At 75.7% G+C, this 10,244-nt stretch carries 6 protein-coding genes and 1 pseudogene; 1 reads left to right on the top strand and 6 read right to left on the bottom strand.

Going from position 1 to position 10,244, the window contains the following annotated elements; translation table 11 throughout:
- Window positions 1–845: 845 nt before the first annotated feature.
- Together ACFQRF_RS27545 and ACFQRF_RS27540 are read right to left on the bottom strand one after the other, a co-directional pair.
- Window positions 846–2,525 carry a glycosyltransferase family 2 protein gene (locus ACFQRF_RS27545; protein WP_379874392.1) on the bottom strand — a complete coding sequence of 560 codons (1,680 nt, stop codon included), beginning with the start codon at window positions 2,523–2,525 and terminating at the stop codon, window positions 846–848.
- An 874-nt stretch (window positions 2,526–3,399) separates the two neighbouring features.
- Entirely contained in the window at window positions 3,400–3,786 is a 387-nt protein-coding gene (locus tag ACFQRF_RS27540; RefSeq protein WP_379874390.1) for an ArsR/SmtB family transcription factor, read from the bottom strand.
- A gap of 132 nt (window positions 3,787–3,918) precedes the next feature.
- Here ACFQRF_RS27540 and ACFQRF_RS27535 point away from each other — a divergent pair, with 132 nt between their 5' ends.
- Entirely contained in the window at window positions 3,919–5,886 is a 1,968-nt protein-coding gene (locus tag ACFQRF_RS27535; protein WP_379874388.1) for a heavy metal translocating P-type ATPase, read from the top strand.
- 199 nt (window positions 5,887–6,085) lie between these two features.
- Here the strand turns inward: ACFQRF_RS27535 and ACFQRF_RS27530 are convergent, their stop codons facing one another.
- From ACFQRF_RS27530 to ACFQRF_RS27515, 4 genes and pseudogenes are all read right to left on the bottom strand, one after another.
- Window positions 6,086–6,829, bottom strand: a complete 744-nt coding sequence (locus ACFQRF_RS27530) for a hypothetical protein (RefSeq protein WP_379874387.1) — start codon at window positions 6,827–6,829, stop codon at window positions 6,086–6,088.
- Window positions 6,830–7,313: 484 nt separating this feature from the next.
- On the bottom strand, window positions 7,314–8,300 hold the full coding sequence (locus ACFQRF_RS27525; RefSeq protein WP_379874385.1) for a permease: 987 nt from the start codon (window positions 8,298–8,300) through the stop codon (window positions 7,314–7,316).
- Between the two features lie 15 nt (window positions 8,301–8,315).
- Window positions 8,316–9,866 carry an aldehyde dehydrogenase family protein gene (locus tag ACFQRF_RS27520; protein ID WP_379874383.1) on the bottom strand — a complete coding sequence of 517 codons (1,551 nt, stop codon included), beginning with the start codon at window positions 9,864–9,866 and terminating at the stop codon, window positions 8,316–8,318.
- Window positions 9,867–10,117: 251 nt separating this feature from the next.
- A pseudogene (locus ACFQRF_RS27515) lies at window positions 10,118–10,244 on the bottom strand (succinate--CoA ligase subunit alpha); the annotation flags it as partial.

Genomic DNA, 10,244 nt, shown 5'->3' with positions numbered 1-10,244 from the left:
TGGCGCGGATCGCGGTCGAGCCGCGGTGGGCGCGGTTCTATGACTTCGGTGCCGGGCGGGTGCCGCGGTTCCTCGCCGAACTCGCTGAGAAGTCGGGCTGACCGCATCGCCACGCAGACCGTGCCGAAGCGATCCGTGCGCATCTACGCGAATGTGGCCGGCCGGTCCGCGAATTCGGCTCGCTCGCCGGGCGGCGTCGTGTCCACGACGCGCGGAACCTCACTTGGTGTTCGCTGAGCACGGCGAAGAGCGCGGTCGCGTCGAAAGCGGGAGCGGGTGGGGCGTGCGTGCGGGCCCCCGTCACAAGCCGGTGGTGTTGAGCGCGCGGGGCGGGTGGACATGCGGGTGCTCGGCCTCGCGGCCCCGCTCGCGCAGTACCCGGGGAAGGATCTCGGCGCGGCCACCGTGCCGGTCCGGACCGGACCGGCACGGCGAAGATCGTCGCCACCAGACCAGGACGACACTGCGACGGTACAGGGCTCGGTCACACCGCGATCCGTCAGGACAACGTCTCGATCATCTTCGCCGACGATCGCCGGTAGGTGCGGCGTCTCGATCGCGAGTGCCTCCGTCGATGGCCCGGGTTCCGGACCAGGCCACCGCCCCCGCACCTGACCGCGTCCACCCATGAGCGCGGGCGGCCCCCGTCACCCTCAACCGTGGCCCAAGGCCGGGTGACCGCACCCCGAACCCCGATCACGTGGGCCGTCGGGTGCACCGCATCCGCCCGCCCCGCCGCGACCGGGCCCACCGAAAACCGTCCCCGGCCGTCCGGGCACCGAACGACCGGCCCGGCCGTCGACCGCACGCCGCGGGTGCTCCGGGCACGCACCCGCCGGCGGATCCTAGGCCGCGGCCTCCTCGGTGCCGTCGCCGCGGCGGCGGCCCCGGGTCGGGCGGAGTACCCGACCCATGGCGCGGGCCAGGCCGCGCAGCCGGCGGCGGGTGGGTGCGGCGGGCTGCGGTCCGGCGGGGGTGTCCCCGGCCGCGGCCGCCTCGGTGCTCTCGGCCGCGGACCACAGCGCGGCCCGCAGCTCTTCCACCGGCAGGGCGGCGAGATCGGTCAGTTCGTTTTCGTCCATGGCCACCCGGAGCCGGCCGTGCACCTCGGTGACCGTATCGGCCAGCGTCTCGTGGGAGTCGCGGACCCGCAGCGCGCGGGCCACCGCCCGGGTGCGCCACAGGCGCAGGCCCGGCACGGGCGCGTCGTCGGGCCCGGCGAGCTCGGTCAGCCCGGCGCGGGCACGCTCGGCGGCGGCGACCAGGCGGGCCACCGTGTCCGGCCCCACGCCCGTCCCGACCGGGAGCTCCAGGAGGTAGGGCGAGGGGAAGCCGGTGCGCGGAGGGTGCGGCGCGAACGACACCCGGGGGTCGCCGAGGTAGTTGGCCTGCACCAGGCGCAGTTCCAGGCGCGGATCCGGCCTGGGGTCGGCGGGATCGGCGGCGCCCGCCCCGGCGGCGCTGTTCCAGTCGGCGACCAGCGTGACCGCCAGGTCGCGCTCGGTCCCGGCGAGCAGCCGGTCCACGCACGCCCGCACGAGTTCGTAGCGGACACCGGCCACCCGCACCACCGCCCGGACCAGCGGCACCCGCCGGGCGTCCCCGCCGCCGTCATCGTCGCGGAAGCACCGCGGGTGCGGCATGAGGTCGGCGAGCACGGCGTGCCGGAAGCGTGGCGAGGGCACCCGGGTGCGGGCCGAGGAGCCCGCCCCGACGTGCCAGCCGCGCGCCCGTGGTTCGGGCAGGAAGACCCCGCCGGCCTGCCACAGCCGGTAGCCGAACTCGGTGTCCTGGCCGAGCGTGAGCGTGGGGTCGACGCCCCCGGCCGCCTCGTACAGCGACCGGCGCACCGCCGCCGAGACGCCGACGTGGGCGTGGAAGCCGAGGTGGTCGGCGTCGCGCAGGTCGTCGGTGCGGTCCAGCACCCGCTGCACCCAGGGGTGGCCGCGCGCCTCGCCGAGCGAGTCGGCGAGGTCGCCGTCCGCGATGAGCCGCACGACCTCCTCGGCGGTGTGCGGGCATCGCGCCGGGAACCCCACCCGCCCCAGGGTGACGCACTCCGGGTGCAGATGCTGCCACCGGGCGTGCGCCTCCACGTGCCAGGGGTCGGTGACGACGTCGGGGTCGAGCCAGCAGAGGATCTCGCCGCTGGTGACGTGGGCGCCGTAGGCGCGGGCGTGTCCGGCGCCGACACCGGTGAGCGGCGCCCGCTCCATCCGGCAGTTGGCCGGCCGCCGCGCGGGCAGCCGCAACGGCGTGCGGGAGTGGTCGTCGACCACGACCACCTCCAGCAGGTGCGCCGGGTAGGTCTGCGCGGCGAGCGCGGCGAGCGCGAGGTCGAGTTCGCGCTGGTCTCCGCGGGCCGGGATCACCACGCTGACGTCGAGTTTCGGCTCCCATGCGCCCAGCTCCGGCGGCACGAGCGCCTCCCAGCAGTTGCGGAAGATCCGCGTGGTGGTCCGCTCCACCCGCCCTCGGTGGGTGATCCCGTCGGCACGTGACACTACGTACCTGAATGACTGCACAGCGTTACCATACCCCGGAGGTGTCCTATGCAACCGGGCGTGCCGCGCGGGTGTCTCGATCCGCCCGGCGCCGGATCCGTGCCGTGTCCCCGGCCCGGGGGAACCTGCGGGGGACGACCGCGACCGAAGCCAGAGCGCGCCCGACGTTCGCCGGGCACCCGCCCTCGGCATCGCCCGCCCGCTCCCCGATCGGCGGGAGCGGCCCGACCTCCGTCGCCATGGCGCTGCTCGCCATCGCCGCTCTGCTGAGTTCGTCATCGCCGCTTCGGCGTCCGCCGGAGGTTCTCACTCAAGGTGATCGTCGGCCCCTCGGCCCGCGCGTCGCGGACACCGGACCTCCCCCGGAAGTGCCCGCCATCCGCACCGGGCGAGTGTCATGCCCCCGCCGCCGTGACGGGCGACCGACTCCGGCGGAGCGTACCCCGGAACGATGCCTCGGATCGTGGCCAGGTACGACCGCGCGCCGCCGGGGCGCCGATGCCCGCCGGCTCCCGGCCCGGACGCCCCTCGGCGACGTTGGACGGCGCTGGCCGCCGGAGCGGTCACCGAACGTGGCCTGCGCCCTGCGGCTCGCGGTCGTGCCGGCGCGGGACAGCGCCGTCGACCCGGATCGCGGCGATCGGTGGCGGGGCGTGCTGGAATCGGTGCCGGTTCCCCGCCGGTGTCGCCGTGGGGTCCTCCGGCGGCAGGATCGCCGGGGTCACGCCGTCGGCGGTGCCACCGCCACGAAGCCGGTCGGCCGCGGTCCGGCCGTTGCCGTTGTCCCGGCCGGCGACCGCGAGGCGCTGGCGCGAGGACTCCAGTGGTGACCGGTGTCGGCCGCCGACACCTCTGACCAGCGCGCGCGGCCCCGGCTCGCCCGCTCCCGCCCGCCTCAGCGGTCGACCAGGCCGAGCCGCAGGTGCTCGGTGTGGTACACGGCCTGGTCCAGCAGTTCGGCGACGTGGTGGTCGTACAGCGCGTAGCTGATACTGCGGCCTTCACGGGTGGCCGTGACGAGGCCGAGCGTGCGCAGCAGCCGCAATTGGTGCGACACGGCGGACTGCGACATGTCCACCGCACCGACGATCTCCCCCACGGTTCGCGGCCCCTCGCGCAGCGCGGTGAGGATGAGCAGCCGACTCGGCGCGGCGAGGGCCTGCAGCGTCTCGGCCACCTTCGCGGCACCGGCGGCGTCCAGGCGTGCCGGGCCGGCCGTCGCCGGCCGCGTGTCCGCGCCGTAGCCGGGAGCGCCGTCCGCCTCTGCCGCCTTGTGCCCCATGACGCCCATCGTACTGAGCGCCGGGAAGGAGCCCACGGCGCGTGGCACACGCCACAGCCAACACATGAACACGTCTTCATATATGCGAGTATCGTGGGCCGCGATCCACCGGACGACCCCCTGGGAGGCCCCATGGCCACCTCCGTGGCCGGCGACCGCCGGGCGCCCGAGCGCCCCGCGCCGCTCCCCCGTGCCCGTACCCCGCTGTTCGCTCTGGCCGAGGTGCGCTGGGCGGCCGCGGCGCTGGCGCTGTTCGCCGTCGCGGCCGTCGCCCACGCCGCCGGCGCGCCCGCCTGGCTGTACTGGGCGCTCTATCTGGCCTGCTACGTCGCCGGCGGCTGGGAACCCGCCTGGGCCGGAGTCCGTGCGCTGCTGGGGCGGTCGCTGGACGTGGACCTGCTCATGGTGGTCGCGGCGATCGGCGCCGCCGCCATCGGCCAGGTCTTCGACGGCGCGCTGCTCATCATCATCTTCGCCACCTCCGGGGCGCTGGAGGCACTGGCCACCCGGCGCACCGAGGACTCGGTGCGCGGTCTGCTGGCGCTGGCACCGGAACGCGGCACCCGGCTGCGCCCGGACGGCGGCGAGGAGGTGGTCGCGGCAGTCGACCTCGCGGTGGGCGACGAGCTGCTGGTCCGGCCGGGCGAGCGGATCGCCGCCGACGGCGAGGTCGTCGACGGCGGCAGCGAGGTCGACCAGGCCACCATCACGGGCGAGGCCATGCCGGTGGCGAAGTTCCCCGGCGATGACGTGTTCGCCGGCACCATGAACGGCTCCGGCACGCTCCGGGTGCGGGTGGGCCGCCCGGCGCACGACAGCGTGGTGGCGCGGATCGTCGCCATGGTCGAGCGCGCGTCGGCCACCAAGGCCCGGACCCAGTTGTTCATCGAGCGTTTCGAGCAGCACTACTCGGTGGGCGTCGTCGTGGCGACGATCGCGCTGTTCACCGTGCCGCTGCTGTTCGGCGCGGACCTGGAGTCGGCGCTGCTGCGCGCGATGACCTTCATGATCGTCGCCTCCCCCTGCGCCGTGGTGCTGGCCACCATGCCACCGCTGCTCGCCGCCGTGGCCAACGCGGGCCGGCACGGCGTGCTGGTCAAGAGCGCCGTCGTGCTGGAGCGCCTGGCCGGCGCCTCCGTCGTCGCCCTGGACAAGACCGGCACCCTCACCGAGGGCCGGCCCGCCGTCGCCGAGATCCGCGTGACCTCGCCGGGCACGCTGTCCGAGCACGACGTCCTGCGCCTGGCCGCCGCGGTCGAGCGCGGGAGCGAGCACCCGCTCGGCGCCGCGGTGGTGGCCGCCGCCGTCGCCGCGGAGATCGACCTCCCGCCGGTGACGGACTTCACCGCGCGCCCGGGCCGGGGCGTGACCGCGTCGGTCGAGGGCCACCGCATCGACGTCGGCGCCCTGGACCGGCTCGCCCCGGACGCGGCCGGGCACGCCGAGACCGCCGCGGCGATCACCGACTTGGAGGCGCGCGGGTACACCGCCGTGACCGTGCTGCGCGACGGCGTCCCGGTGGCCGTCCTGGGCGTCCGGGACACCGTGCGCGGCGACGCCGCGGCCGCGGTCCGCGGGTGCGCCGCCCTCACCGCGTCCCCGCCCGTGCTGCTCACCGGGGACAACCCCCGGGCCGCGCGGCGGGTGGCCGAGGAGGTCGGTGTCACCGAGGTGCGCGCCGGCCTGCTGCCCGAGGACAAGGTGGCCGCCGTCCAGGAACTGGCCGGGCGCGGTGAACGCGTCGCGCTGGTCGGCGACGGCGTCAACGACGCCCCCGCGATGGCCGCCGCCCACATCGGCATCGCGATGGGCGGAGCGGGATCCGACGTCGCCCTGGAGACGGCCGACGCCGTGGTGGTGCGAGACGAGCTGCCGGCCATCCCCGCCGTCATCGCCCTGGCGCGGCGCGCCCGCCGCCTGGTGATCGCCAACCTGGTCATCGCGGGGACCGTGATCGTCACCCTGGTGACCTGGGACATCGTGGGCACCCTTCCGCTTCCGCTCGGCGTGGCCGGCCACGAGGGCTCGACGATCCTCGTCGCGCTGAACGGCCTGCGGCTGCTGCGGGAGAAGGCGTGGATCGAGGCGGCCGGACAGTGATGCGAAATCGGACGAAGACCGCCATCTGGACAGCGTAATCCGTAACCGGCCGGGGGCCGTCGCCCGCCCGTGGCGCCGGTAAGCGGAGGCCGGACCGCCGCGGAGCCGGAGCCGCGCCGCCACCCGGAGGATCACGAGGCGGCCACGAGCGTCGGTCGTCGCGGACACGGAGCACTCCGGGACGGCTCCGCCGCCGCGATCACGCCGGTCGCGACTCCGGCCGTGGAGCGAGCGCGCCGGCCACCCGCGCCAGCCGGTCCTCCGGCAGCGCGAAGCGGTTCGCGGGATTGCGGTAGGAGTATCCGCCGTCGTTGATCCGCACCCCGCCGCCGGTCATGCTCCAGCGCGCCGGGCCGCACAGCCCCTGGTGGTCCAAGAGCACGGTGGCGAGCCGCTCCGGGGCCGCCACGGCCGTACGGGCGGCCAGCGCCGCCGCCACGCGGCGGGCGGCGTCCGCCGGGACGGCGTCGTCACCCAGGGCGGGCAGCAGGAGCAGCAGGCGGGCATGGGAGCCGGTGGCCCCGTCTCCCGGTGCGTCGGCGGCCGCGGCCAGCTCCGGCCACGACAGGCCGGGCCCCATGAAGTTCCCGTCGACCCGGGCGATGAGCTCCGCCCGGTCCCAGTCCGGGTGGTGCACGACGTAGTCGATGCCGCTGTCCTCCGGGATGGTGCGGTACACGACGTGCAGCCGGTGCCCGGCGGCGAGCGGAACGGTGAACACCGGCCAGTCGCCCCGCTGCCACAGCCGCAGGTGGAAGTCATGGTGGCCGGCCCGTAGGTGCTCCGGGCCGAACAGCAGCTCCTCCGCGGCCGCGTCCCTGACGCAGGAGGCGAGGTGCCCCGGCCAGAACAGCGGATCGGCCAGGAGGCCGGGACGCCGGGCGAAGGGGCCGCCGTGGTACCCGGGCAGCCGGACGGGGTGCGCGTCAGGTTCGCCGATCACGGTGCTCCATCCTGTCACGGAAAGACAGCCGTTCCCCTACCGGCGGCCGTGCGACGAGCGGCGGACTCTCGCCCAATACAAAGTCGTCAGGCGGCGATACCCCGATTGACCAGCATATGCAAGTCTCTCGGATTTACCGTGACGATGGTATCCGCCCTAGATTTAATGGCGGTTGCCAGAACGTGCCGGTCGTTGGGATCGGGAAGTTCGAGCCCCTCCACGAGAGACTCGTACCCGGCGACGAGACCGTCACGAATAGCGGTATTCATCAAGCGTCGCAGTCGAGTTCTTTCTCCGGGGTCACGCTCGAACGACGAGCAAGTGCCCGATCAAGCTCATCCAGGATCTCGTCGGTCCACACCGGCCGCACCGAGCGGGCCAGGCCCACACGGATGAGAAGGTCTCTCGCGGCTTTTCCACAGAGAGCGCATTCGCGGCCGAGCTCACGCCTCCGGTCAACGGCGGTATGCGGCGACCGACCGCCTCACGACCCCAGCCCGACCGCGCCCCCCGCAATCGCTCCCGTGAGCGCCACCCCCGCGGCGAGGACCGCGAGGTGGCGGGGCGGGACGATCGCGCGGAGCGTGGCCAGGGCCGGCAGGCCGAGGACGGGCAGGGTGACCAGGGCCGCCGCGGCGGCTCCCGGGGCGCCGGCGGTGGCCAAGGCGGCGGCGGCCGGGATCTCGCCGCCCCACGGGACCGCGAGCAGCGCGGCCGCCGCGGCGGCGACCAGCGGGGCGGCGATCGGGTGCTCGTCCCACGGTGCGCCGTTCAGCCAGGTGCCGGCGATCGCGACCGCGAGCAGCAGGACCAGGTGGTCCGGCATCGTGGCGCGGGTGATCCGGGCCAGGCTGCGGCCGAACCGGCGCGCGGCGAGCCGCGGGGGTGCGGGCGGCCGGTGGGCGGGCTCGTCCGGGGGCAGCGGCGGCGCGGCGCGGCCCGCGTAACCGGCCACCAGCAGCGCGACCAGCAGGCCCGCGCCGGCGCGGGCGAGGGCCCACGGCCACGGCAGTACCGCCAGACAGAGGGCGAGGGCGGCCGGGTTGAGCAGCGGCCCGGCCGCCCAGAACGCCACCGCCCCCGCGAGTGGCGCGCCTCGCCGGCGCAGCGCCACCGCGACCGGTGCCGCCGAGCCGGAGCACAACGGTGTCACCGCGCCGAGCAGCGCACCGGCCAGCGCGGAGCGGTACGAGCGCCGTCCGTCGCCGAGCAGCCGGGCGATCGGCGCGCGTGGGGCGAGCGCGTCGACCGCGGCCGCCACCAGCAGGCCGGCGATCAGCAGCGGGCCCGCCACGAGCAGGTACCCGGCGGCGCGTCCGGCGCCTTCGAGCAGGTCGGGGCCGCCGCCGGAGGCCAGCCCGGCGGCCGGCCCGGCGAGCAGCAGCCGCGCGGCGGCACCGGACAGCAGTTCGCCGACCGCCCCGGGGAGCGGAGTCACCGGCGGCGGCGTGGTGATGGCGGAGGTCGGCATCGCCCGGCCCCCGGTTCAGACGGCGATCGGCGACGGCCGCAGGGTGTAGTCGGGGAAGTTGCCCGGCGGGCGTTCGCCGGGACCGCCGACCGTGACCGCGTGCACCAGCAGGTGACCCCCGACGAACGCGCCCCGCCAGGAGTCGCCCCATCCGCCGAACAGCTCGGCCCGGTCGCCGCGGGAACGCGGCGCGTTGACGCCGACCTTGAACGCGCGCACCCGGGCGGCGATCCGGCGCGCCGTGTCCTCGTCGTCGCAGGAGACGCTGCCCACGAGGGCGCCGTTGCTGGCGTTCATCGCGGCGATCAGTTCGTCCTCGGAGTCGACCAGCACGATCGAGTCGACCGGGCCGAACGGCTCGGCGTGGAACAGCGGGGAGGAGCGCGGCGGCTCCAGGAGCGTGACCGGCGCCAGGTAGGCGTCGGTGTTCTGGCCCGGCAGCAGGTGGCCGTCGGCGAGCGCGCCACGGTACAGCGGGATGGCGCCGTGGGCGACGGCGTGCGCCACCTGGTCGCGCAGTTCCTTGGCCTTGGCCGCGTTGATGAGCGGGCCGAAGTCGAGTTCGGGGAGCTCGTCCTCGGGCGCGGACACCGCGAGCGGGTGGCCGAAGCGCACCGACGACACGGCCGGCAGATAGGCGGCGAGGAACTCGTCGAAGAGGTCCCGCTGCACGACGAACCGGGGATAGGCGGTACAGCGCTGCTTGCCGTAGTCGAAGGTGCGGCGCACCTGGCCGGCGAAGGTGTCCCAGTCACCGAACTCCCACACGCCCCAGCAGTTGAGCCCCTCCTGTTCCAGGACGTGCCGGCGGCCGAGGTCGGCGAGCGCGGTGGCGACCTGGCCTCCGGCGTCCCGCCCGCCGACGAACGACACGCAGCCGATCTCCGCGCCGCGGACCAGGACCGGCGACAGGTCCCGGCCACCGCCGCTCACCAGGGTGAACGGCAGTCCTTCGCGGGTGGCCAGCGCGACGGCGAGGGTGAGGCAGACCAGCCCGCCGTCGGTGGGGGTCTTGGCGATGGCGGCGTTGCCGGCCAGCGCCTGGACGCACATGGCGTGCGCCAGCACGCTCATCGGGTAGTTCCAGCTGGCGATGTTGCTGACCGGGCCGTCCAGCGGCGCGCGGTCGCCGAGCATGCCGTCGATCTCGTCCAGGTACCAGCGGACGCCGGAGATCGCGCGGTCGACGTCCTGGCAGGCCAGCCGCCACGGCTTGCCGATCTCCCAGACCAGGGCCAGGGCGAGCAGGTCGCGGTGCTCCTGCCAGGCGTCCAGGGCGGCGGCGACGCGCTGCCGGCGCTCGGCGAGCGGTACCCGGCGCCAGCGCCGGTGGTCGGCCGCCGCGGCGGCGACGGCGGCCGCGGCGGTCTCGGCGCCGACCATGGGCGGCCCGGCGATCGGGGAGCCGTCGACCGGGGAGAAGGCCGGCCGCGGTTCGCCGTCGGCGCGCCACCGGCCGCCCCAGTAATTGAGCACCCGGTCGGCGCCGAACGCTTCGGGGGCCGCCTCTCGGCAGCGCTGGTAGAGGGTGGTCCAGTCGGTTCCGGGCTTGCTGATCAGGGTCACTGGGGTCTCCTGCCAGGCGGTGCCAATGGGGAGAGGTCCGGCCGGGCGGGGGCCGGCGGACCGGGGAGCCGGCGAGCGGCGCGCAGGGGGCGGGTGGCGGGACGAGGTGGGGGCGGCGGCGCAGCCGGTGCCGCCGCCGAGGTGGTCGTACCCACCCGGTGGCCACTGCCGGCCGTGTCCGGCCGCGGTCCCCGGCGTCTCGCACCGGGGTTCGGGGGCGGGTGCGACCGATCCGAGGGGGCGGCGGTCCGTCAGAAGAGTTGGCGGGCCAGAGCGGCGGTCTCCGACGGGGTCTTACCCACCCGCACCCCCGCAGCCTCCAACGCCACCTTCTTCGCCGCGGCCGTACCCGAAGACCCCGACACGATCGCCCCCGCA

Origin of the sequence: Marinactinospora rubrisoli, assembly GCF_042664915.1 — a bacterium.
Taxonomy (GTDB): domain Bacteria; phylum Actinomycetota; class Actinomycetes; order Streptosporangiales; family Streptosporangiaceae; genus Marinitenerispora; species Marinitenerispora rubrisoli.
This window is presented reverse-complemented; position numbering and strand designations above follow the sequence as displayed.

Bases quoted from the DNA above. Each gene is read 5' to 3' on its own strand.
- ACFQRF_RS27540 (WP_379874390.1), bottom strand. From the start codon at position 3,786: ATGGGGCACAAGGCGGCAGAGGCGGACGGCGCTCCCGGCTACGGCGCG.
- ACFQRF_RS27535 (WP_379874388.1), top strand. From the start codon at position 3,919: ATGGCCACCTCCGTGGCCGGCGACCGCCGGGCGCCCGAGCGCCCCGCG.
- ACFQRF_RS27525 (WP_379874385.1), bottom strand. From the start codon at position 8,300: ATGCCGACCTCCGCCATCACCACGCCGCCGCCGGTGACTCCGCTCCCC.